The organism is Flavihumibacter sp. CACIAM 22H1 (genome assembly GCF_001601815.1).
GTDB lineage: Bacteria > Bacteroidota > Bacteroidia > Chitinophagales > Chitinophagaceae > Flavihumibacter.
The window spans coordinates 8,673-34,625 of sequence record NZ_LUKG01000032.1 but is presented as its reverse complement, the minus strand read 5'-3'; the positions used below and the strand labels follow the sequence as shown (position 1 = coordinate 34,625).

15 protein-coding genes are annotated in these 25,953 nt (G+C 45.6%); 11 read left to right on the top strand and 4 right to left on the bottom strand.

The genetic code is table 11. The features are described 5' to 3' along the window. Positions 1-30 precede the first annotated feature (30 nt). The gene (gene nagB, locus A1D16_RS10660; protein WP_290709364.1) at positions 31-1,944 is read right to left on the bottom strand and encodes a glucosamine-6-phosphate deaminase; all 1,914 of its coding nucleotides are present in this window, start codon (positions 1,942-1,944) and stop codon (positions 31-33) included. Between the two features lie 12 nt (positions 1,945-1,956). Then, positions 1,957-2,535 (bottom strand): sigma-70 family RNA polymerase sigma factor, encoded by a 579-nt coding sequence (locus A1D16_RS10655; protein ID WP_290709350.1) that lies wholly within the window; start codon positions 2,533-2,535, stop codon positions 1,957-1,959. Between the two features lie 141 nt (positions 2,536-2,676). Between A1D16_RS10655 and A1D16_RS10650 the strand changes: the two genes are divergently transcribed. From A1D16_RS10650 to A1D16_RS10615, 8 genes are all read left to right on the top strand, one after another. Then, the gene (locus A1D16_RS10650) at positions 2,677-3,693 is read left to right on the top strand and encodes a FecR domain-containing protein (RefSeq protein WP_290709349.1); all 1,017 of its coding nucleotides are present in this window, start codon (positions 2,677-2,679) and stop codon (positions 3,691-3,693) included. A 33-nt stretch (positions 3,694-3,726) separates the two neighbouring features. Next, a complete protein-coding gene (locus A1D16_RS10645) occupies positions 3,727-7,356 on the top strand; it encodes a SusC/RagA family TonB-linked outer membrane protein (RefSeq protein ID WP_290709348.1) in 3,630 nt (1,209 codons plus the stop codon). After that, positions 7,328-8,926, top strand: coding sequence for a SusD/RagB family nutrient-binding outer membrane lipoprotein (locus A1D16_RS10640; protein WP_290709347.1), 1,599 nt, complete (start codon positions 7,328-7,330; stop codon positions 8,924-8,926). The genes A1D16_RS10645 and A1D16_RS10640 overlap by 29 nt, the downstream gene beginning before the upstream one ends. A gap of 30 nt (positions 8,927-8,956) precedes the next feature. Next, positions 8,957-10,372 (top strand): alpha-L-fucosidase, encoded by a 1,416-nt coding sequence (locus A1D16_RS10635; protein WP_290709346.1) that lies wholly within the window; start codon positions 8,957-8,959, stop codon positions 10,370-10,372. Positions 10,373-10,500: 128 nt separating this feature from the next. Continuing rightward, positions 10,501-13,593 (top strand): SusC/RagA family TonB-linked outer membrane protein, encoded by a 3,093-nt coding sequence (locus tag A1D16_RS10630; protein ID WP_290709345.1) that lies wholly within the window; start codon positions 10,501-10,503, stop codon positions 13,591-13,593. 11 nt (positions 13,594-13,604) lie between these two features. Then, entirely contained in the window at positions 13,605-15,224 is a 1,620-nt protein-coding gene (locus A1D16_RS10625; protein ID WP_290709344.1) for a SusD/RagB family nutrient-binding outer membrane lipoprotein, read from the top strand. Positions 15,225-15,355: 131 nt separating this feature from the next. After that, positions 15,356-18,637 (top strand): VCBS repeat-containing protein, encoded by a 3,282-nt coding sequence (locus tag A1D16_RS10620; protein ID WP_290709343.1) that lies wholly within the window; start codon positions 15,356-15,358, stop codon positions 18,635-18,637. A gap of 5 nt (positions 18,638-18,642) precedes the next feature. After that, positions 18,643-19,977, top strand: a complete 1,335-nt coding sequence (locus A1D16_RS10615; protein WP_290709342.1) for a vanadium-dependent haloperoxidase — start codon at positions 18,643-18,645, stop codon at positions 19,975-19,977. Here the strand turns inward: A1D16_RS10615 and A1D16_RS10610 are convergent. Next, positions 19,939-21,810, bottom strand: coding sequence for a CocE/NonD family hydrolase (locus tag A1D16_RS10610; RefSeq protein ID WP_290709341.1), 1,872 nt, complete (start codon positions 21,808-21,810; stop codon positions 19,939-19,941). The two genes, A1D16_RS10615 and A1D16_RS10610, sit on opposite strands and share 39 nt — an antisense overlap. Positions 21,811-21,905: 95 nt before the next feature. Between A1D16_RS10610 and A1D16_RS10605 the strand changes: the two genes are divergently transcribed. Genes A1D16_RS10605 through A1D16_RS10595 form a run of 3 tightly spaced genes read left to right on the top strand, consistent with a single transcriptional unit; the run spans position 21,906 to position 24,553 of the window. Then, positions 21,906-22,940 carry a N(4)-(beta-N-acetylglucosaminyl)-L-asparaginase gene (locus A1D16_RS10605; RefSeq protein WP_290709340.1) on the top strand — a complete coding sequence of 345 codons (1,035 nt, stop codon included), beginning with the start codon at positions 21,906-21,908 and terminating at the stop codon, positions 22,938-22,940. Then, positions 22,940-23,665, top strand: a complete 726-nt coding sequence (locus tag A1D16_RS10600) for a copper homeostasis protein CutC (RefSeq protein ID WP_290709339.1) — start codon at positions 22,940-22,942, stop codon at positions 23,663-23,665. The genes A1D16_RS10605 and A1D16_RS10600 overlap by 1 nt, the downstream gene beginning before the upstream one ends. A gap of 9 nt (positions 23,666-23,674) precedes the next feature. Beyond that, on the top strand, positions 23,675-24,553 hold the full coding sequence (locus A1D16_RS10595; RefSeq protein WP_290709338.1) for a DMT family transporter: 879 nt from the start codon (positions 23,675-23,677) through the stop codon (positions 24,551-24,553). 53 nt (positions 24,554-24,606) lie between these two features. Here A1D16_RS10595 and pyk read toward each other — a convergent pair. Then, on the bottom strand, positions 24,607-25,953 hold a 1,347-nt coding region (pyk, locus tag A1D16_RS10590; protein ID WP_290709337.1), incomplete at its 5' end, for a pyruvate kinase.

Below are 25,953 nucleotides of genomic sequence, written 5' to 3'. Positions count from 1 at the left end.
AAAAATCAAAATCGATTTCCCTTAAATTTTTTAATAATGCCAGCGCACAAATGCTTCCATAGCAGCGTATTGTGTTAATCCGAGCTGCGCATACTGCCGGGCCGTTTCGGCATTCCGGTCTTCTGCACGCTGCCAGAATTCACGTGAATCTGAGCCCTGAAAAGGAACCATATCTTTTTGCGACTGGTGAATGAAAATGCCGAAACGTTTTTTCATAACCTGGTCGGGGCTCATCGGGATAGCCATTTCAATTTCTTCCAGGTTCCATTCCTGCCAGGCGCCTTTATACAACCAAACCCAACAATCTTTTATCCATTCATCGCCCGCTGCCTTTATTCTGCGAAGTGATTCAAATACGATGTCCAAACAAACTTTATGCGTTCCATGCGGATCGGCAAGGTCGCCGGCACAATACACCTGTTGGGGTTTTACCTTGCGCAGCAGTTCCATGGTAAGCTGAACATCTTCTTCGCCCATCGGCTTTTTCTCCACCCGTCCGGTTTCATAAAAAGGAAGATTTTGAAAATGTACATTTTCGTCTTTAATTCCCACATAACGGCAGGTTGCTTTTGCTTCCCCCCGGCGAATCAGTCCTTTAATGGCACGGATTTCCGCTGTATCGCTTTCGCTTGGTTTTTTATTGGCCAGGAACTGGTGGGCTGCGGTAAGTATTTCTCTTGATTTGCTGCTGTCTATTCCGGAAATATCTTCAAAGCCTACAGCAAAATCAATAAACCTTGTCACAAACTCGTCGGTAACTGCAATATTACCGCTGGTTTGGTAGGCCACATGAACATCGTGCCCCTGATCGTGCAGGCGCATAAACGTGCCACCCATGCTAATAATATCATCATCGGGGTGAGGGGAGAAGATGAGGCAGGTTTTAGGGTAAGGCAGTGACCGCTCGGGATGCGCCGGAATCACTGCATTGGGTTTTCCGCCGGGCCAGCCCGTAATACCATCGCGCAGCATATAAAATACCTGCAGGTTTATTTCGTAGGCATCGCCTTTTTCTACCAGCAGATCGCCCAACCCATGGTCGTTGTAATCACTGTTTGTTAAACCCAGGATAGGTTTTCCTGTTTTCAAAGCCATGCTTACCACGGCTTTTTTCATCATGGTAGGGGTCCATTCAATATCACCCGTTAACCAGGGCGATTTAAAGCGGGTTAATTCAGCCGCCGCCAGCTCATCCACCACATAAATAGTATCATTATGTTGCTGAAGCAAAGAAGCAGGGATTTGTTCCGTTACCTGCTCTTCAACAGCTTTCTGGATTACGGGTGCTTTCATGGGCCCCCAGGCCATCAGGTAAATTCGCTTGGCTTTCAAAATGGTATCAATGCCCATGGTAACAGCCAGCCGGGGTACTTCAGAAATATTGGCAAACTCAAAAGAGTTGGCAATACGGGTAGAATTGTCCAGGGTAATCATCCGGGTTTTGGAATAGCGGCTTGATCCCGGTTCATTAAACCCGATATGTCCGTTATTTCCAATGCCTAGTATCTGTACGTCTATGCCGCCGGCTTCTTCAATCATTGCCTCATAATCAGCGCAATGTTTTTTTATTTCATCTTTTGGTAGTTCACCATTTGGAATATGAATATTCTCCTGCTTAATATCAACATGGTTAAACAAATGCTCGCGCATGTACCGGTTATAACTCTGTAAGGCATCCTGGTCGATCGGATAATATTCATCCAGGTTAAATGTTACAACATTGCTGAAACTTAAACCTTCGGTTTTGTGCAGGCGAACCAGCTCAGCATACACTGTTTTGGGCGATGAGCCGGTGGCTAATCCAAGTACGCATTTTTTCCCTTCAGCTTGTTTCTGGCGGATAACCGACGCAATTTCGTTGGCAATAAAGTGGGAACCTTCCTTCAGGTTGGCGAAAATCCGGACAGGAATCTTCTCAAATGAATCTACCATGGTTGTTTTAATTTGGTCTTTTGCTTAATGAATGAGCGAAAGTATAAAAATTAAAAGCTTCACCATAGAAATCATTTTTTTCATGGACCGGATAGCCAGGTATAACAGGTTCCTGGCCACCTGGTAATTGATCTCCATAATTTCGCTCACCTCTTCGTAACTCAGTCCCAGGTAATATTTGAGGTAAATAACTTCTTTTTGCCGGTTCGACAACTGGTCAAAGGCCTTGATAACCTGCTTGGCCCGTTCCTGTTCTTCTTCTTTATGAATAAGGAGCGTATCGTGGCTTAATTCAAAGTTCATCTCCTCCTTTAATAAAGTTTCGGGATGGATTTTCCGCTGGTTCAACGCGCGGTATATTTTGTATTTCAATGATTTAAACAGGTAAGCTTTCACCGAAACAACCACCACCTGGTTACGCGATTTCCAAAGTTCAAAAAAAAGTTCTTGTATGCAATCCTCCAGGATAGTGGTATCCTGCACAATTTTATTACCGTATAAAAAAAGGGGGCTGTAGTATTTTCTGAAGAGTTCGCTGAATGCGTCACGATCACCATTTTTATAGGCATCCCATAAAACCGTATCAGAATTTGCAGCTTTCAAGATTAAATTTTGGTTTATTTCAATAGAGCAATCGTTTGCACTGTAATTTATCTACAATTTTGCATCATAATATAAAAAAAGAAACAATTAAAGTTACAATTAGATCAAAATTGTTACTATAATAGCGAGGAATTTTTAAACATGAAGCAAGCGCCCGATTCGGTGGAAAAAATTATTGGTGACGAACAGTTTCTTGCCTGGTACCTGGAAACAGACCAGGAACTGGCAAGAATGTGGGAAATTCGTAATAGCAAAGGTGAAATTGATGCCGGAACACTGGCGGAAGCCATTGAGTTGATGGAGCAGGTTCGTATTGCTGAAGCTGCAACCCCTGAAGCACAGGCAAAAAAAGCCGAAGCGGCTTTATGGGAACGTATTAACGGTTTAACAGAAGAAAAAGAGGAATCGGCCCCCATTCGCATAATTAGCTGGTACAAAAAGCCCCTGCAGGTGGCTGCTGTTTTATTACTGGTTGCAGGTACAGGCTGGATGGCTAATCTTTACCTCAACCCGAAAACCACCGAATTAAAAACCGATTTTGGGCAAATAGCCAAAGAGAAATTACCCGATGGATCCGTGATCACCTTAAATGGTAATTCACGCCTTAAATACCAGCACGCCAATTTATTGAACCCCGGCAGAGAGGTTTGGATGGAAGGCGAAGGCTTTTTTGAAGTGCAGTCGACCCCACAGAAAGACCGGTTTACGGTTCACCTGGATAACCTGGATGTAATTGTAACAGGCACCCAGTTTAATATTCACAAGCGACCCTATAAAACAGAGATCCTCTTAACAGAAGGCAGCATCGAATTAAAATCTTCCGCTACGGGCGAGCTGATGAAGTTGGTACCCGGCGAATCTGCTACTTTAGAAAAGGGCAATATTGTGAGGAAATCGGGTAATATTCCGCAGGTAACTGGCTGGAAAGAACGTAAATTCATATTCGAAAACACGAGTCTGGAAGAAATTGCCCGTTCTGTTGAAGCCCTGTATGGTATTAAGGTTCGGATTGAAGGCGATACTACCTCGCGCAAAACAATCAGCGCCATTTTACCGGCTGATAACCTGGATATTTTTGTTCAATCATTGGAAGCTACACAGGAATTTACCGTACAAAGAGATGGTATGGATGTTTTGATTGGGCCGGCAGCTCGCTAGACTTAGTGGTTCGGGTACCGCTACTGCTACTGAATGATTAAAAGAACTGCTGCCAGACTACCTTATTATGGCTGTACAACCCTGCTTTTGCTGGTTTGGTTGACAGGTTCGGTTGTTTATGGCCAAACTGAAACACGCCCCTTATTTGATATTTTAAAGGAGCTCCACCAGAAAAGGGGGGCCTATTTTTTATTTGCCCATCAATCGTTTGGCGAAAAGCAGGTAAAGCCCTGCCCCTTTGGTGAGCTGCCGGTAGAAAAAATATTGGAATGTCTGCTTGCGGAATCCGGCTTACATTTCAAACAGGTAACAGCCACCACTTTTGTTATTATTGAATCAACCGCTAAACCCAGCAGTATTGGCCCGGTTACCAGTTTCTCCGAACTGGTTATGCCTATTAAAGGCATCGTATTAAGTACACAGGGGGCGCCCGTGCCCAATGCCAGTGTAGAGCTAAAGCACGAGGGTAAATGGACAGGCGTTACGACCGATGGGGAAGGACGGTTTGTACTTACTGCACCCAAGCCGGAATTTATTCAGGTTAGTTCTATTGGCTTTCTTAGTCAGAAAATTACCCATATCCAGGAGGGCGATCAGCTTCGGATTCTACTGGAGCCCGAACAACGCGAAATGGCGGAAGTGGTTGTTACTTCCCTCGGCGTTCAGCGGGAAAAAAAGAGCCTTGGATATGCCCTCAGCACTATTCAGTCGGATGAAATTAACCGGGTTGCTAATACCAATTTTGCAACTGCCCTCTATGGAAAAGCTGCTGGTGTTCGGATAGCTACCGCGCCGGGAGGAGCCACCAGCGCGGTACAGGTACAGATCAGGGGGCTAAACTCACTCAATTTTAATGCGCAGCCACTGTATATACTCGACGGCGCAGTTATTCGTAACATCAATGAAAAAGGCACCGCAGGCATTAATAACAATGGCTATTGGGAGGATCAACGGATCCGGGGCAATGGCATCCTGGATATAAATCCGCTTGATATTGAAAGTATAACCATTCTGAAAGGAGCCAGTGCAACTGCTTTGTATGGTTCCGAAGCAGCCAATGGGGTAGTGGTAATAACCTCTAAAAAAGGCACCCGGAAAAAAGGAATGGGCATCGAGTTTAATTATGCTGTCAATGCGGAAAAAGCGGCTTTTCTGCCCAAGTTCCAAAATGAATTCGGACCGGGGCTCGATAGGATCAGTAACCTGGCAGCTGGCGCCACTGAAGAGGGTTGGATACCCGTAGACGCTGACGGCGATGGAAATGCCAATGAGCTGCGCCCTAATTTTCTTTCCTGGGCGCAATTTGGTCCAAGAATGGAAGGCCAGGTGGTACCCTGGTGGGATGGCAGTTACCAGTCTTACAGCCCCCAACCCGATAACTACCGGGCTTTGTTTCGAACCGGCATGAACTCGCTGGTTAATATCGCATTTGCCGACCAGACGGAAAAAGCCGCCTATCGCATGGCATTAACCCGGAACGATTATAAAGGCATACAGGTCGGCGGACAATTGCAGCGCACTACTTTTTTCCTGAATACCCAGTACAAGATTTCTCCCAAACTGGCGGCCGAGGTGGTGTTCAGTTGGGTAAACAGCAAGGTCGATAACCGCCCCCTGCAATTAGCCAGGATTGTTTCCGCTTACAACGGGTTTATAAGCCGGGCGGAGAAAACGGCCCTTTTATTTGACAGATATAAAACTACAGAAGGTTATAAATGGGTGCCCAGCGACCAATGGCAGCGCAACCCGGCCGAGGCCCTGGCCTTCCCATTCAAAGAAGAAGCGCTGAATTTATTATGGACGCAGTTACGGAATAAAGAAGAAGAAAACCAAAACCGCTTGTTTAGTGTAGCCACCCTGCGGTATAACTTTAATGAGCAATTGTATTTCAGGGCAAGAGTAGGACAGGATTTTACCAGCCTGCAAACCGAAACAACTAATTTTAACGAATACCCCGAAGCCTTTAATACCATGGGTAGCACAGGTGCTTATGGCAATTCGAATGGCAGGTACAGTTTGTTGTACGGCGATTTCCTGGCCACCTATGATGCCAAAATAGGCGAGTCTGTAAAACTTAGCTTCAACGGTGGTTACCAGGCAAGAGAAGAGAAATATACCGATCAGCTTTCGATGACCACCGGCGGACTGGTAAAAGAAAATTGGTTTAACCTGGCCAATTCCTATGGACCGGTTTCCAATTCAACGCAACGAATTAATAGTTTACATTATGCCTGGCTGGGCTTTGCACAGGCTTCCTATAAAAATTTGTATTTCCTGGAGCTGACCGCAAGAAAAGAATATTCCTCTACGCTGCCCCCGGGTAATAACAGCTATTTCTACCCATCTGTAAATGGTAGTATTTTACTGAACGAAACATTTGACTTACCCTCCTTTATTAATACCGCCAAGTTAAGAGCCAGTTATGGTAGGGTAGGTAATTCGCCGCCTCCGTACACGGCCGCCATTACCTATTCGCAGCAGGTTATTCCCACCCAAAATGGCAATGTTTCTACCCAGCAAAGTCAAACCAGGTATGGCAATAACCAGATACGGCCCGAGCAAAAAGAGGAACTTGAACTGGGTTTGGAAACCGTAACGCTGAATAACCGGTTGGGAATTAACTTTACCTGGTATTCCAATTTAACCCGCAACCAGATTCTTCAGTTAACCATTCCGTCGAGCATGGGGGCGTCCTCCCGACTGGTTAACAGCGGTACCTTGTTTTCAAAAGGAATAGAGCTGGGGCTGGATGCGATCCCGGTATTGAAAAGAAACTACCATTGGAAAACCTCGTTCAACCTGTCTTATGTATCTACCAAAACCAGGAGCCTGGCGCCAGGTGTAAAGGAAATGGTTTACCTGCAAATGGAACAGGGCGCTATCCGCATTATGGCGGAAGAAGGAAAGAAAGTGGGTAACATTTATGTATACCCTAAAAAAACCAATGAACAGGGGCAGCCGGTTATCGGCGAAAATGGGTTATACCTGATTGATAATACCCGGTATAAAAAAGTGGGTAACGTAATGCCCGATTTCATAGGAGGCTGGCTGAATTCTTTCCGCTTTAAACAGTTCAGCCTAGATTGTATGATGGATTATCGCATTGGCGGCCAACTTGTTTCACCCTCACTCAAATACAATACAGGGGCGGGCATGTATACGTCTACCCTGGCTTACCGGAATGAAAAATACGGCGGCTTGCCCTATTATATCAATGAAGCCGGCTTGAAAATACAGCTCGACAACCATCAGCAGCCGGCGCCCGGCGGAGCCCGTGTTTACCACGATGGCCTGATTCTTCCGGGAGTTGGCCTAGACGGAAAACCCAATACCAAACTTGTGGACGCTGCATATTATTATATGAACATGTTTTATTGGGGGCCCAATGCCCTGAACGAAGAAGGCGCGGTGTATGATAATAGTTACCTCAAAATGCGGGAGGCTTCTATTACCTATAACCTGCCCGCCAAAATACTCAGTAAATGGAAACTACAATCTATGCGCGTTTCCCTGATCGGAAGAAACCTGTTTTATATATGGAGAACCCTTGAAAACCTGGATCCCGAAACGCCCATCGGTACAGCCTGGACAAGGCAGAGTATTGATGACGGTACCACTGCTGCTACCCGGAGTTATGGAGCATCTATTCAGTTGGGATTTTAATATGAAGAAAAGAAAATCGTATACCATCCTCTTCTATTGCCTGCTGCTAACGGGCATTTCCTGTTCCAAAAAACTGGAAAAACTATACTATGATCCCGATCAGTTGAGTTCGGCAAGAATAGAGAAATTGTTTTCCGAACTGCTCAATAATTACCGGGTTCGGCCTTCATACTGGGAAATCCGCACATTTGTGGCCATGCATACCGGCATCTACAGCCAAACGATCGGCTACCTGAATACACCGGGTGTTTACCAGCAAAACGGTAGTTATACGGAAAGCCGGTGGAATGATTTTTACCGGCCCATTGGAAACGGAACAGGCACCATGGCCCTGTACCGGGAAATTGAAAAATTATACCAGGCCTTAAACGATACGGAAAAAGAAAAAATGCGGGTCTTCCTGCAGGCGGCCCAGGTTGTTTGGTACGACCAGGCTTGCCAGATGGTAGATCTGTGGGGAGATATTCCGTTCAGCGAAGCCGGCAGTTTAAATGCCCGTGGAGAACCGGTGATGGCAAAGTTTGACGATGCCGCCGCTATTTATACCGAAGCGATTGCAGCATTAAAAGCGCTGAATCAATATTTTTCGGAGGTTCAGCCCGATGTGCCGGTACGCAATCTTTTTGCTACACAGGATTTTTTATTGACTGGCGACCTGCAAAAATGGCGGAGTTATGCCAATGGATTAAGACTAAGGCTGCTTATGCGTATATCCGGGGTACAGGAAAATTTTGCCAGGCAGGAAGTGCGTGAAATGCTGGCGCAACCGGAACTTTTTCCGCTACTCAGTACACAGGACCGTTACCAGCCCCAGCAGGAAGATATATTATTGCAGCCCCTGGCCAATTATACGCTTAACTTACGGGATGCCCTAACCGAACTTACCAATCACCCAGCCCCTTATTTTTTGCTGGAATCGGCTATGTTGCCGGTGAAAGACCCAAGGATACCCGTTTTTTTCGATAAAAATGGTGCAAACCCAACGTATAAAGCACTTCCTATTAATTGGACCCTGGAGCAGCAACAGGTAAACCTGGGGAAATTTGCAGTGCTGGATTCGGCCACCTTTTTATACAATGCTCGTATCCCTGGTATCGTAATTACCGCAGCGGAACTTAGTTTTTTGAAAGCCGAAGCCTTCCTGCGATGGGGAGGGGGCGATGCTGAAAAATGGTATTATACAGGTATTCAGCAATCCATCCAGTTTTATTATCATTTACAACAACTGAACAGCGCCTATAAACAACCGGAGCCTTTTCCCGGTGCCGAGGAACTGGCCGGGTTTTTACAGGAGCCGGGCATTCAGCTGATGGGCAGTTCCACGGAAAAATTAGAAAAAATTGCTTTGCAACGTTGGGTGCACTTTGGTTTTCTACAAGCTAACCAGGCCTGGGCAGAACAAAGAAGAACCGGCTTCCCGGTGTTGAATTTTCCTGTCAACAGCCAGCCCGAAGCCCCCACACCGCCGAAACGATTATTATATCCGGGTAATGAAATAACGTATAATGTGAATTATGGGGCAGTACGTGATAAGGATAAGTTGTATTTTCCCATTTTCTGGGCTAACTAATTACTTGAAAAATTTTCCTAATACAGTTGTATGAAAAGATTACTGGTTTGCGTAACGGCTTTTTTTGCTTTAGGCGTACAGGCACAAAACTCCCTGCATCATCAATCCACCCAATACGAATGGCCAACCGATCCCCTGGTAAAAGAAAAGCTGGAGAACTGGCGCGACCAGAAATTCGGGATGATTATTCACTGGGGTGTTTATGCTGTTCCGGGCATGATCGAATCCTGGGCGCTTTGTTCAGAGGACTGGATAACCAGAGATAGTACCTCCAATTATGAGAACTTCAAACAATGGTATTGGGGCCTGAGTAAAAAATTTAATCCCACCCGTTTTGACCCTGACCAGTGGGCTGCTGCTGCTGAAGCGGCCGGTATGAAATACCTGGTTTTTACCACCAAGCACCACGATGGCTTTGCCATGTTTGATACCAAACAATCTGATTATTCGATTGCCCGGGGGCCATTCGCCTCCCATCCTAAGGCGGATGTAGCAAAATATGTATTTGAATCCTTTCGGAAAAAGGGTATGCTGATCGGCGCTTATTTTAGCAAGCCCGACTGGCATTCTGAAAATTACTGGTGGCCAATGTACGCTACCCCTAACCGGAACAACAACTATGATATCCGGAAATTTCCCTGGAGATGGCAGGCCTTTAAACAATATACCCATAACCAGATCGATGAACTCATGAGTAATTACGGGAAAGTAGATATCCTTTGGCTCGATGGTGGCTGGGTTCGCCCATTGGTTACCGTTAATGACGAGGTTCGGAGTTGGGGCGCTCCCATACCGGAGTGGGACCAGGATATTGATATGGCCACTATTGCGCGCAACAGCCGGGCAAAACAACCCGGGTTACTGGTAGTGGATAGAACGGTTCATGGACCTTATGAAAACTACCAGACACCGGAGCAACGTGTACCGGATACCAAGCTGGAGCATCCCTGGGAATCCTGCATAACCCTGGGTGGGGCCTGGGGTTATGTACCCAATGAACACTATAAATCGGCTTCGCAGGTAATTCATCAATTGGTGGAAATTGTAGCCAAAGGAGGCAGTTTGTTATTAGGCGTTGGGCCTACTGCCGAAGGAGTATTGCAGGAGGAAGCGGTGGCCCGCTTAACCGAAATTGGGGGATGGCTCAAAAAAAATGGACGGGCTATCTATGCTACCCGTACCACCGAGCATTATGCCGATGGCGCTGTTTTCTTTACCCAGGCTAAAGACAAGTCGGCTAAATATGCCATTCACCTGGTTAAGACGGAGGAACTACCGGCTACCATCAGCTGGACAAAAAATCTTCCGGGCAAGGCCGGGATTACCGAATTGCAAACCGGTAAAAAGTTGAAATACAAGGTGGTAGGTGATCAGGTAACCGTTGAAATACCGGCAAAACTCAAAAAAGAGCTGGGTAAAACCCCCGCCATTGCCTTCGTTTTTTAAAAAGTCGGAAAATCTAAAAAAAAATCTTTAACAAGTTGTTACAAGATCTCATTATGAGGCACTTAATGATGTAACCAGAAAATATACTTGGAAACAAGTCCATTTTTCATCATTAAACAAATTGCATAATGAGAGAATTACGACTGCTCGTGCTGATGCTGTTAATCAGTTCGGTTCTGTCAGCACAAACCAGGCAACTGTCCGGTTTATTGAAAGATTCAAAAACCGGATCTGGAATTCCTTCTGCCACACTAAAAGTGAAAGGGAAGAATTTCTCGGCGGTAACCGACGCCAATGGCTCCTTTAGTATGACAGTGCCAGAAGGAGCTTTTCAGTTAGACATCAGTTCAGTTGGCTACACCACTAAAACCATTTCGGTAGATGCCAACGAAACCAGCCTCATGTTATCACTGGATCCGGGAGAAGGAAACCTGGACGAGGTGGTGGTAACCGCACTTGGTATCGTAAAAGAAGCCAGGAAAGTGGGTTACGCGGTAACTACGGTTAAAAATGACGCCCTGTCTGTTGGACGGGAAACCAACGTAGGTAATGCGCTTTCCGGACGGGTAGCTGGTCTTAAAGTTTCCAGCACGTCTTCTGGTCCGGGTGGTACTTCCAAGTTATTGCTGCGCGGTATGCCCAGTATGACCGGTTCCGGCTCTCCTTTGATTGTAATCAATGGGGTACCCATGCAAAACTCACAGCGCGGTGCTGCAGGTGAGTGGGGTGGTGCAGATAATGGAGATGGTTTAGGAAACCTGAACCCGGATGATATTGAAAGCATGACTGTATTGAAAGGACAGTCTGCCTCTGCGCTTTACGGAAACCGTGCTACGAACGGTGTTATTGTAATTACTACCAAAAGTGCCAGAAAAGGAGATTATAATATCGACTATAACCTGAACTACATGGTAGACCGGGCGCTTGACTTCACCGACTGGCAATATGAATATGGTCAGGGTGTTGGCGGTCAAAAGCCAAACTCAGCCGCTGCTGCCCAAACCAATGCCCGTTTAAGCTGGGGTGCCCGCTTAGACGGATCGCCAGTTACACAGTTTGATGGAAACAGTTATCCATATTCTGCTGTAAAAGGAAATATCAATAATTTTTACCGCAATGGACCCAGCATGACCAACACGGTTGCTTTTTCCAGAGGTGGTGAAATGGGTAATTTCCGTATAAGTCTTTCTAATCTGGACAGTAAATCAATACTGCCAAATAGTGGTCTTAAGCGGAATACCGTTAACATGAACTTTACGCAAAAAATTACCGATAAGCTGAGTATCAGCATGATTGGTAATTATATAGATGAGCGTTCTCAGAACCGCCCTTACCTGAGTGATGGTCCGTTGAATGCTAATAATGGATTTTTTCTGGCTAATAACGTAGACATCCGTTGGTTAGCACCTGGTTTTGACCCTGCTACCGGAAACGAGACGGTTTTCAGCGACGATATTTATGTAACTAACCCTTATTTCGTGGTTAACCAGTTCCGGAATGACCTCGGCCGTCGTCGTATTATTGTAACGCCTTCTGTTCGTTACGACCTGTTGAAATGGTTGTATGTTCAGGGTCGTGTAGGGTATGATAATTCGGATGATAACAGCTTCAGTGTAACTCCCTGGGGAACGGCCTATTCTCAAGACCGCCGCGGTGGTTTAAATGGAATCGGTAAATCTCAATTAACCGAAATTAACTATGAGGCATTGATCGGAGGTAATCGTAACCTTACCGATGACCTTGGCCTTGATTTTACAGTAGGTGCTAACAAAAGGGTGAATCGTTTTGAAAGCATTTCTGTGGGTGGTGGTCCGTTCATCGTTCCTTATCAGTACACGTTCAATAACGTAGTGAATTTCAACCGTGGGTATGATTTCTCTAAGCAACAGGTTAACTCTGCTTTCTACTCATTGGATTTCGCATACAAAAACATGATCACCTTGAGTACCACCGGTCGTTACGATGCGTATTCAACTTTCCCATCTGATGTAGCTGGTATTTTTACCCCATCTGTTTCAGCCAGTTTTGTATTCCACGATCTGTTGAATTCAAAAGCACTGAACTATGGTAAATTCAGAGCATCTTATGCACAAACCAGTGGTGAGCCCCAACGTCCTTATACCACGTCACTTTATTACTCTTTGGGTAACACTTATAATGGTCTTCCGGTTGGAAACTATAACCAGTCGCTGCCCAATGGTCTGCTGCGTCCGTTTGCCGTATCAGAATTTGAAGTTGGGTTTGACCTGAGATTCTTCGATAGCCGACTGAACATTGATTTCGCCGCATATACCCGCGAAACCAAGGATGAAATTATGCCGGCTTCCTACAGTATTTCTTCTGGCTTTACAAGCGGATTCGTTGCAACCGGTTCAACACAGAATAAAGGGGTGGAAGTACAATTAACCGCAATTCCTATTCGGACTAAAAACTTCACCTGGACTTCCTCTGTGAATTTCACTTATGTTAAAAACAAGATCCTCGCTACCAATCCAAACAAAACCAATCTTAACCTGGGTACCAACCGTGCTGTGATCGGAAATGCCGTAACTGCTTATGCAGTTGGTTATGCCGGTCCGCAAATATTTGCATTTGATTACAAGTATGATGCAAAAGGCGATGTACTGGTAGATGACAATGGTTTACCGCTGCGTGGTAACCTGATCCCGATGGGAAGCACCCTGCCAACAACCTATGGTGGATGGAACAACGAATTTAACTACAAGCGTTTCAGCTTCTCTTTCCTGATCGATTTCAACTATGGTAATAATATCCTGTCTGCAACCCAGCACTATGCTATGACCCGTGGTTTGCACAAAATGACCTTAGAAGGTCGTGAATCAGGTATCACTATTGGTTACCTTGAAAATGGTCAGCAAAATACCGAAGCAGCCCCTGCACAATCCTATTACACAGAGCTGGCAAGAAGAATTACCAAAACCAACGTATTGGATGGTGATTTCGTAAAACTGCGCCAGATCAACCTGGGTTATACCTTCCCTGAAAATCTGTTCACCAAAGTTCCTTTGTTCAGAGGAGCTACGATTTCAGTGGTAGGACGTAATCTCTTCTATTTCATGAAAAAATCTGATAACATCGATCCAGAAGCTTCTTTTGGTGCAAACATCAATTACTTAGGTATAGAAGGAACCAGTTTACCAACAGCTCGTACGATTGGATTTAACCTGAACCTCCGTTTTAAAAATGGAAGTAAAAACTAAAATTTTAGAACATGAAAAAACTACTCATATATTCCGGAATTCTGCTGGCTGGCTTGCAGGTTGGCTGTACGAAGGGGTTTGAAGAACTAAATACGAATCCACTCCAGATTTCACCGGGAAATTTCGAAGGCGCCTACCTGTTACCGGCTGCGCAACGGAGTTACCTGGGCACCATGACAGGGTACAGCGGCAGCTTATTATTCCAGGCTGGCTGGGTACAGTTATTGGCCTCTACGTCTACAGGTGGTGCTACCTATTATTCTAATATGGATAAATATGTGCCTTCCAGTAATATTAATTCCTACACTGCCAATAGTTGGAACAATAGTTTCACTGGTGCTACGCAGGCCCAGCAATTGATAAAGCTGCTGGGAGACGACGCAACCAAAGTAAATGTGAAAAGTGCTGCCAAAATTGTACAGGTAATGAACCTGGCCTTTATTTCCGATCTCTATGGTCCGATTCCATATAGCGAGGCTTTAAGAGGCGATGAGGGCCTGAATAACCCCAAGTACGACAACCAGAGAGATGTATACCTGGGTTTACTGGCTGAGTTGGAAACTGCCATCAGTGGCTTTTCTGCTTCTCAACCAGCATTTACCAATGACATATCTACGTATGCCGGTGATATTGCCAAATGGAAAAAACTCGGATACAGCCTGATGCTTCGTATGGCTATGCGCATGACCAAAATTGACGCAGGCCTGGCTAAACAATGGGCAGAGAAAGCAGCCGCCGGTGGTCCAATGGCCAGCGTAGCCGATAACTATGTGTTAAGAGTTGATTTTGCCAATGGATATGGCAACCCGAACTCTTCCGCTATCCGCGTATCGGACGACTTTTACCAGGTTCGTTGGAGCAAGCGTTTCATCGACTTCCTGAAAGCCAGCAACGACCCCCGTTTAACTGCCCTTGCTGAAATTCCACCGGCAGGTATTGCTGCCGCATCGGATGTTTCACAAAGCGGTAATAATGCAGCAGGTATCCAGGTTGGTTTACCCAACGGATATGACATGAACGAAGGTGATAAAGACATTACTAACGAGCCCAACTATCCGGGTAGCAGTGGTACCGGTGGTGATTTATCCCCGATCGGAAGATACAGCCGTCCGCGTGCTGCGTTAACCACCAACCTGAACGCACCGGTTATTGTAATGACCTTTGCTGAAACCTCTTTCCTTTTAGCCGAGGCAGCTGCCAGAGGATGGACCATTACCGGTACAGCCGCACAACACTATAGAAACGGCGTTTCAGCAGCCTTGCAAACCCTTGCTACAATGGATGCGTCGGCTACTATTTCCGCCGGCACTGCCGATGCATTTGCAGCAGCTAACCCGCTGGATGTTTCCAGCCTGAATGCTTCGCTTAAAATGATTAATGAACAATATTGGGCAACTACCGGCTCCTATTTCAGCTTTGTGGAAGCGTGGAATAACTGGAGAAGATCTGGTTATCCGCAGCTGACACCGGTTGTTTTCCCAGGTGGCTTCTCTAATGGACAAATTCCTCGTCGTCAGATTATTCCATTGAATGAAGCAACCCTGAATGGTCCGAGCTACCAGGCAGGTGTTGCAGATATTCAGGGAGGTGATAACTGGATTGGTAGAGTATGGTGGGATGCCGCCAATTAATGAGTTGCGTTTTCTTGTAGCAGAAAGATGCAGTTCTCTTAGTATGTAGCGTAAGACAGGGCTGTCCCCGTGACAGTCCTGTTCTTTTTTTAAGATCCTGATTGCAATTAGTTTCTTAAATTGAAAGTATCATGAAAACCAGTTCAATACTACTGCTTGCAATTGTTTATTGGCAGCTTTGCCCGCATTCATTACACGCCCAGGAAAAACGGTTTAAACAGTTGCCTTCTTCCCAAACAGGCCTTATTTTCTCCAATACTATACAGGAAACAGAAGCGCTGAATGTATTATCCTACGAATATTTTTTTAACGGTGGCGGAACGGCAGTAGGCGATATCAACAACGATGGGCTGCCCGATCTCTTCTTTACCGCCAATATGGGCGAAAACAAACTGTTTCTGAACCAGGGAAACCGCCGTTTCAAAGACATCACCAACAGTGCTTCCCCTTTAATGAAAGGCCGGCCTAATGCCTGGAAAACAGGTGTAACCATGGCCGATGTAAATGGCGATGGATGGCTCGATATTTATGTCTGCTATTCCGGTAAGGTAGCTGATGATGAACGCCGTAACCAGCTTTTTATTAACCAGCAAAATGGAACATTTACCGAGCAGGCCGCCGCCTATGGCCTTGACGATAAAAGCCTCAGCACCCAGGCCGCCTTCTTTGATTTTGACAATGATGGCGACCTTGACCTTTTCCTGCTTAACCATAGTAATAAGAAAATTGATAACCTGGAACTGGCCAAATACCGGAAAGATGTAGATGAACTTGCCGGTAGCAAACTCTATCAAAACAACCAGAATAAATTTGTGGATGTATCGGCTACTGCCGGCATCCGCCAAAACCCTCTAACCTACGGCCTTGGAATTGTTGTGGCAGATATTAACCAGGACGGCTGGCAGGATGTGTATGTAACCAATGATTATAATGAACCCGACTATTGTTACCTGAATAACAAAAACGGCAGTTTTACCGACGTGGCCAGTGATTGTTTTCGTTACCTGGCCCAGTTTTCCATGGGAGCCGATATAGCTGATTTTAATAACGATGGATTGCCAGACCTGGTTAACCTGGATATGTTGCCGGAAGACAACAAACGGCAAAAACTCTTACAACTCCAGGAGAATTATGAAACCTTTCAATTAATGACCAGCCAGCAATTGCAGAAACAGTACATGCGAAATATGCTGCAATTGAATAATGGGGACGGAACCTTTAGTGAAATCGGGCAATTGGCCGGAATTTCCAATACCGATTGGAGCTGGTGCCCTTTGTTTGCCGATTTGGATAATGATGGGTTCAAAGACCTTTTTATCAGTAATGGTTACCTGAGAGATTATACCAACAAAGATTTTTTGCGTTATTGGGGCGATTATAAAGTGCGGAAAGCCATTGACAGAGAGCCCGCCAAATTAATGGACCTGGTTCAGGCAATGCCTACTACCAATTTGTACAATTATGTTTATCGTAATAACGGTGACCTGAGTTTCAGTAATCAAAAAGAAAGTTGGGGCATAACGGATCCCGGAATTTCCAGCTCTGCCGTTTATGCCGACCTGGATCTTGACGGAGATCTTGACCTGGTGATTAACCGGGTCAACAAAGAAGTGTTGGTTTATGAAAATACGTCTGCCAATACAGGCGACCCTAATTTTTTGAATATCCAGGTCCGATATAAAGACAAAAACCTCTTTGGTACCGGCACCAAATTATATGTTTATACAGGCAATGCAGTTCAATACCTCGAAGTAAATCCAGCCAGGGGCTATTTATCCAGCCTCCCCTATAACCAACATATTGGCCTGGGTAAAGCAGGCAGTGCTGATTCTGTAAGAATAGTTTGGCCAAACCAGATGGAGCAGGTGCTCTACTCGTTAAAACCTGGATACCACCGTATTTCCTATGGGGCAGTGAAACCGGTTGCACTACCAGCCAAAAGATCAACGCCCTTATTCCAAAAAACCGAAAAATGGATCAGCTACCAACACAAGGATCCGGGTATCAATGATTTTAAAAGGCAGTTACTCATGACCTTTATGTATTCTTCAACCGGGCCGATCCTGGGGGAAGCGGATCTGGATAAAAATGGGCGGCAGGACCTGGTAGTAGCTGGCAATGAAAACCAGGCGCCTGTGTTGTATTTGCAACAACCCAACGGTACATTCCTGGAAAGAAAGCTCTCCCTGCCCGAGTCTGGTTTTAACCGGTATTTTGCGGACCTGTCTCTCACTGATTTTAACGGAGACGGATTTCCGGATCTTTACCTGGCAGCAGGTGGTTATGCCTACCTGGAGCCGGGAGATAGCAGCTTGCAAGACCTGCTCTATATGAACGACGGAAACGGCCATTTTACCCTTTCATCAAAGGCATTGCCGCTTGTAAACCAATCCTCAAAAAGCGTTGTAAGAACCTGTGATTTTGATGGAGATGGCGACCAGGATATTTTCATAGGGGGTAGGGTAGTACCAGGTGCATATCCTACGAGCCCTGTTTCCTATCTGTTGGTGAATAATGGCAGGGGAGAATTTACCCAGGCAGAAATTCCTTTCCAGGCGGTGGGTATGATCACCGATGCAGCCTGGGCAGATCTTGATAAAGATGGTTTCAAAGAACTTATACTGGTAGGAGAACTAATGGGTATCCAGGTTTATTCTTACAGCGGTGAAAGCTGGAAGGATAAGACTGCTGAATTATTCCCAGGTAATTGGAACGGCTATTGGTTTTCCCTCCGGGTAACAGACCTGGATGGTGATGGCTGGGATGATCTTGTGCTGGGTAATATTGGTCAAAATACTCAATTGAAATTTTCAGAGCAACAACCACTGGAACTGTATTATGCCGATTTTGACGGCAATGGCTCCATTGATCCTTTTTTGAACTTTTATATTCAGGGGGTTTCTTACCCATTTGTAAGCCGGGATGAGCTGAATGAACAGATGTATAGCATGCGTCGTAAGTTTTCTTCTTATAAGGATTATTCTACTGCCGGCATGAAGGAGTTATTTACCCAGGAGGAACTGAATAAAGCAGGTAAAAAGACCGCCACTGTTAGCCAAACCCTGGTACTTCGCAATAAAAAAGGCCGTTTTGAACGCCAGGCTTTACCCGTTCAGGCACAATTTTCTGTAGTAACCCAAATACTTACCGATGATTTTAACCGAGATGGGAAAATGGACCTCTTACTGCTGGGGAATAGGTCAGATAACCGTTTAAAAATCGGAAGTATGGAAGCCAACTATGGATGTTTGCTGCTCGGAACTGAAACGGGTGAGTACCGTTACCTGCCGCAGCCGCTAAGCGGACTTCAATTAAAAGGTGATTGTAAAAACGCCCGGCTTTTCAAAAAAGGAGAAGACCGTTACGTGGTAATTGGATTGAACGGCCAATCCATTCAATTTTATAAATACTGATACGCATGCGCAGGCTTATTCCCTTTGTTCTTTTACTGGTTTCGTTGAACCTTGCTGCCCAGTCAAAAAAATACGAGCAGGAGTTGCAACCGGCTGTATTTTCTCTTACAATGGTTATGATGCACGACGTTATTAACCCACCTGCCGCTGCCCGTTTTTATACCTATTGTACGTTGGGCGCTTATGACCTGCTTTCAAAATTCAATAAAAACCTGGCCCCACCCTCTGCCAGCTTTCGACGATACACAAATTTTGCGGGGGAACTGGATAAGAAAAAGCTCGATCCCGGGTTTACGGCAATTTATTCGATTTATCTAAGCGGTATCTCCTTTTTACCCTCCGGTTTTATGCTGGAACAGCAACTGGCTGATTTTGAGGCAAAATACCGTTTAAAAGGGATGCCGGATGCCACCCTGCAGTACTCAAAAGAAGTGGCTAAAAAAATAGTAGCGCATGTAATGGAGTTCAGCAAAAAAGATAATTACAATAAGCTAAGCACCAAGCTCCGTTATTCGCCATCAAAGGGGGAAGGCAACTGGTATCCAACCCCTCCGGCATATATGGAAGCCGTTGAGCCCAATTGGAAGATAATACGCCCGATGTTGCTGGATTCTGGTGAACAGTGCAAGCCGAAGCCCCCCATCGCATTCAGTAAAGACAGTTCGAGCCCATTTCATCAAATGGCCCTGGAAGTATACCGGGTAGGAAATTCCGCTACCCGCGAGCAAAAAGAGATTGCCGCTTTCTGGGATTGCAATCCCTTTGCCATTACCAGCTCGGGGCATATGAATGTTGGATTCAAAAAAATTAGTCCCGGTGGCCATTGGATGAATATAGCTTCCATTGCCTCTTTAAAAGCCGGGTTACCGCTTGATAAAGCGGTACAGGTGCAGTCTTTGACAGCAGCCACCCTGATGGATGCATTTATCAGTTGCTGGGAGGAAAAATACCGGAGTAACCGTATCCGCCCGGAAACCTACATTAACCGGCATGTTGATGCCAAATGGATGCCTTTATTACAAACGCCGCCCTTCCCGGAATATACCAGTGGACATAGTGTGGTATCGGGAGCGGTGGCCGAATTACTAACTTATTTTTTCGGTGATCATTTTGCGTACGAGGATGATACGGAACTTATGTTTGAGTTGCCTGCCCGGCAATTTAGCTCCTTCCGGCAGGCAGCAGAAGAGGCCGCTATTTCCAGGCTCTATGGAGGTATTCATTTCAGGGACGCCGTTGAGTACGGCGTTGAACAGGGCCGGGCTATAGGAACTGTTATCGTAAGCAGCCTGAAATCTGGTTCATCGATTGGGCAGCGTACCACGAACAACCGGAAGTAGCAGTTTGGAATCCTGCTGCCCGTCATGATGTATACGTATGGTGGCTGCTTTAAAATCCTCTTCTTTAGCTTCGTAAATATTCATGAATTGTTGCGGGTTCCGATCCATCAGCGGGAACCAACTGCTCTGAATCTGGATCATTAGCCGGTGCCCGGGCAAAAAGCTGTGTGCAATGTCTGGCAGTTCAAATTTTACCCGATCCGGTTTATTCGGTTTAAACGGTACGGGTACCTCAAAACTCTTGCGGTATTTTCCCCGCATTATTTCACCCCGTACCAACTGTTGGTAACCACCCATGCCGTTAGCCGCATCATCAGGATAGACATCGATCAGTTTTACCACGAAATCAGCATCTGTGCCAGACATTGAAACCATCAGGTCTGCGATAACCGGACCAGCCAAAGTGAGGGTGGAATCAAGTTCGGGAGTAACAAAACTTACTACGTCGGGTCTGCGGCTGGCAAAGCGCTGGTCGTCTGTCATGTATTCCCGGGTTCGGGCAAAATGAATATCGGCTGCATACGGAACCGGTTTGTTCGGATCACTGGTATATTCGGTAGGGGCTATTTTGCCAAATACAGGAAGCCAGTCGAGCTCCCCTTTTGGATGCAGGTAGAGCGGGGTAAGGTTGGTTTGTTGCGGTGGCCAGTGGTCCAGTTGTTTCCAGCTGTTTTCACCGGTAAAAAACACGGTTGCTTCCGGCAGGTTATCCAAATTGCCCTTGCCTTTCAGATGATACTGAAAAAATGGTATTTCAATGGTATTCTGGTACCATTCGGAGGTCTTTGCACCAAATTGAAGGTTGCCGAGCGAGCTGCCATCGCCCCGGGCCCATTGGCCATGGTACCAGGGGCCCATAACAAGTTTACTATTGGTAGCCGGACTTTGGGTTTCTATTGATTTATACAGGTTCCAGGCACCAAAACAATCTTCAGCATCGTATAATCCGCCTACGGTTAACATGGCAGGCTGGATAGAGAACATAGCAGTTCGGGCATCGCGCTCTTTCCAGAACGCATCGTAGTCGGGGTGTGCGTAGAGGTCTTTCCAGAATTTAATGGAATCGCCCGTCATTTTCATGAAATTCCGAAGTGGACCAATTTCCAGGAAGCTGGCATAATTGTCATTTCTGGGAATCGTCAATTTGTTCACCGGAGCCTGGGTAGTAGGTAACGGTCTTGGATGACCGAAACCTCCTGCATAAAACATAAAACCATCCATCAGGGCCAATGCACCGTTATGATGAAAATCATCACCCATAAACCAATCGGTTACCGGAGCCTGCGGGCTAACCGCTTTAAGGGCAGGGTGGCCGCTGGCAGCTGCCATAGTACTGTAAAAACCAGGATAGGAAATTCCGAATACACCTACCCGCCCATTGTTATCGGGCAGGTTTTTAACCAGCCAGTCTATGGCATCGTAGGTATCACTGGCTTCATCAATTTCATGAGTGGCCTGTTTGTTTTTTCGGAAAGGACGTACGTCTTCAAAAACGCCTTCGCTCATCCATCTGCCGCGTACATCCTGCAGTACAATAATATATCCTTCGCGCATGTAATATTTCCAGTGTGTATCCCAGAAGGCGCGCCATTTATCGGCTCCGTAGGGGGCACAGGAATACGGTGTTCTTGTCATCAGGATAGGATGCTTCTCGGTTTTATCTTTCGGCAGGTAAATGGAGGTGAACAACCGTACACTATCCCGCATGGTTATATATTGTTCAATTTTCTGGTAATTATCCCGTATCCAGGCAGAATCCTGGCTATTGGGCGTTTGTGCCATTACGGAAGAGGAAATTATAACAAGCACCAATACAGCGTACAGTTTGTTCATATGGAAGAGATAGTGAGAAATAAATAATAAATGTACAGAATTGGACCATCATTTAATTCCCGAATTGATTTACTTTGACCTATAAATTGATTCGTATGCTTGAAAGGAGACGTTTTTTGCAACATTCAGTATTGGGTTCCCTGGGAATTTTTTTGGGTAAACAGGGATTCTCCCTATCGAATGGAACTAAAGCCGGGGCGCAGTCCAAGCCGGTAGTGATATCTACCTGGGCGCCTAACCAAAAAGCCAATGCCGTTGCCTGGAAAATACTGGCTGCCAATGGAAAAGCACTGGATGCATTGGAAAAAGGGATACATGTAACCGAAGCTGACCCAACGGATCAGAGTGTAGGGTATGGAGGGTTGCCGGATAGAGACGGAAGAGTAACAGTAGATAGTTGTGTAATGGATGAACGCGGCAATTGCGGTGCTGTAATGTGTCTTGAACATATTTTACATCCTGTTTCTGTTGCCCGGTTGGTAATGGAAAAAACACCGCATGTACAATTGGTAGGAGAGGGTGCACTTAAGTTTGCGCTTTCAGAAGGTTTTGAAAAAGTTAACCTGCTTACGCCGGAAGCTGAGAAAGCCTGGAAAAACTGGTTAAAAACATCGAAATACGACCCGATGATTACAGTGGAACACCTGGAGGAAAGAAATAAAAATCAACCCAAACAAGTACCCGGGCAACAACATAACCACGATACTATTGGCATGTTGGCACTGGATATGCATGGCAATTTAAGCGGTGCCTGCTCCACCAGTGGTATGGCCTTTAAAATGGCCGGCAGGGTAGGCGATTCACCTATTATTGGTGCAGGGTTATACGTAGACAATGAAGTGGGAGCTGCAACAGCTACCGGCGTCGGAGAAGAAATTGTTCGTGTATGCGGATCACATACCATTGTAGAAATGATGCGCAATGGCTTGTCTCCGGAAGCTGCCTGCAAAAAAGCAGTAGAACGTATTGTAAAAAGGAACGGCATTGAAAAGGCCCGCAACCTGCAAGCCGGATTTATTGCAATTAATAAACAAGGCGAAGTGGGTGCCTATTCTGTTATTAAAGGGTTCAACTATGCCGTTCATACTAATAATGGTCCGGCTACCGTGGACGCAAAGTTTCTGATCTGATGAATACGTTATTAGAAGTAATTGCTTTTGATATTAATAGTTGCCGGCTTATTGAGGAGGCTGGCGGAGGAAGAATAGAGTTATGTGCGAATCCATTGGAAGGTGGCACCACGGTTTCTTACGGCATGTTAAAAGCGGCGAGAGAAGCCGTTGAAATTCCCATATTTCCCATTATAAGACCCCGCGGAGGCGATTTTCTTTACACCGAAGAAGAATTTGCTGTAATGAAATCGGATGTGTTGGTAGCAAAAGAAATTGGTATGAACGGGGTTGTGTTTGGATTTTTGAAGCCCGATGGCACGGTGGATTATGAACGTACTGCCCGATTGGTAGAGCTGGCTTACCCGATGGACGTAACCTTCCACCGGGCTTTTGATCATGTGCCGGATAAGTTGGAAGCATTGGAACACATCATAAAAGCAGGGTGTCAGCGGATCCTCAGTTCCGGAGGTGCTTCCACTGTATTGGAAGGAATAAGCACACTCCTGGCCTGTATCAAAGCGGCAAAAGATAGAATTATATTGCTTCCTGGTTCGGGAATACGTTCGGGAAACATAGGCCGTTTAAAAGCATTAACGGGCCTGGAGGAATTTCATAGTTCGGCCCGTAAACTTACAACGGGTGCTATGGAATACCGGAACCCACTTTTAACGGAAGGCGCTCAAACCTGGACGGTTGATCCCGATGAAATAAAAGCCTGCCTGGCTGCGGTTCAGAATGACTAAATTCAGGCTATGACTGGCAGCACCCTTGTTTTGCTATCGTTGGCAGTACTCATCCGGGTTTTTTCCAGTTCCTATGCCAATGTGCTGCAAAAACAACTTACCGGTAGAGGTTATGGAGCGATACTGGTAAATTTTTATTCCTATGCCTTGCTGGCGATAGTAGCCATTCCTTTGTTTATAGTTTATTTTTCGAGCATCAAATCGGCCTATTTCTGGATTTTTTCCATTGCGGGCGGAATGGCTGGCGCAGTGGGAAATAGTTTCCTGGTAAAAGCACTGGAAACAGGAAATCTTTCTGTACTGGGACCAATCAATGCCTACAAGTCGGTTGTTGGATTACTGCTTGGCATAGTGTTGTTACAGGAGTTGCCGGGAAGCTGGGGACTGTTGGGTATTGGCTTAATAATTACCGGAAGTTATATTGTGCTGGATAGTCCGGAGGAACCCGTTTCCATAAAGATTTTTCGCAAAAAGGAAATCCAGTATCGCTTATTAGCACTTTTGCTGACCGGTATTGAGGCAGTATTCATAAAACGGGTGATCCAGGAATCCAATGCCATGTTAGCCTTTGGGAGCTGGGCTGTTTTTGGGGCGTTGTTTTCCTGGTTGCTGGTAAAAAAATACCAGCGTTTGCCTGGTAAACAATGGGATCAACCGGCGGTAGTGCAACTGGTAGTGCTGATAGCCTGTATTGCCGCCATGCAATTAACTACGCTTTACACCTTACAATACCTGCCCGTGGGGTATGCGCTTGCCTTGTTTCAGCTATCCATATTGGTGAGTGTGTTTTTCGGGTACCGCTTTTTTAAGGAAGCTCATCTGCAACGAAAACTGGTAGGTGCTGCTATAATGGTACTAGGCTCTGTATTGATAGTGCTGGAAAAATAAAAACGTGAGAAGAATAATTCTTCTCACGTTTCAAGGCCTTTGTTAAGGAATATTTATTTTACGATTGATAGCTTAAGAATATTGGTAGGAAGGTGTTCCTTCACCGGTGTACTACCGGTGTTAACAACGATGTCACCAATTTTAAGAAAGCCACGTTCTTTTAAAATCTCATGCTGGTCGGAATGAATATCATCCAGGCTTTCTTCTTCTTCGTAGAAAAATGCTCTTACACCCCAGCTAAGACTTAACTGGTTTACCAGTGATCTTTCCTTAGTGAAAATGTACAGGGGTGATTTGGGTCGATAACTGGATAACATGAAGCCGGTATAGCCGCTTTGCGTCATCCCGATTAAGGCATGTGCATTTACGTCTTTGGCAATTTTACAGGCATTGTAACAAATAGCATCACTCAGGAAAGAAGGAGAGTGGGGTTGTGGGGTAAGATCTTCTTCCCGGTTGTAGTAGTAGGCTTTTGTTTCAATTTCACGAATGATTTTGCTCATGGTTTCGATCACCAGAACCGGGTGTTGGCCCGTAGCGGTTTCGCCACTCAGCATTACGGCGTCTGCCCCTTCCATTACTGCATTGGCTACATCGGTTACTTCGGAACGGTTGGGTTTTACCCGATCAATCATGCTCTCCATCATTTGGGTAGCAACGATAACGGGTTTAGCCCTGTGCATGCATTTACGGATAATTTCTTTCTGAATCAGGGGAACCTGCTCCATTGGAATTTCAATACCCAGGTCGCCACGGGCAATCATTACCCCATCGCTTTCCAGGATCAGGTCACGAAGATTGGTAATGGCTTCCGGCATTTCAATTTTTGAAATCACCTTAGTTTTACTCTGGTGACGATTCAGGATGGTTCTTAACTGAATCAGGTCTTCCACGCGTTTAACGAAGGAAAGAGCTACCCAATCAAGTTTTTGCTCAATTATAAAATCGAGATCAATCAGGTCTTTCTCAGTTAAGGCGGGAAGAGATATTTTGGTATCGGGCAGGTTAATACCTTTTTTGGAGGATAATTTTCCGCCTACTGTAACGCGCACCTTCACATCGTTTTCAGGAGTGATTTCCGCTACTTCCACTTCAATTTTTCCATCATCGATAAAGATCCGGTTACCTACCACTACATCGGCGTGTAGGTTCGGGTAGCTAACATAAATTTTTTCAAGGGTGCCTACGCATTTGACGTTGGTAAATGTAAGGATATCACCTTCACTTACCTGTATACCATTGTTTTCAATTTCACCTACCCGTAGTTTTGGCCCCTGTAAATCGCCCAGGATGGCAATATTATAAGGCTCGGTGGTATTGATATTGCGTATATGCTGGATGATCTGGGCCTTATCTTCATGCGATCCATGAGAAAAATTAAGGCGGAACACATTTACACC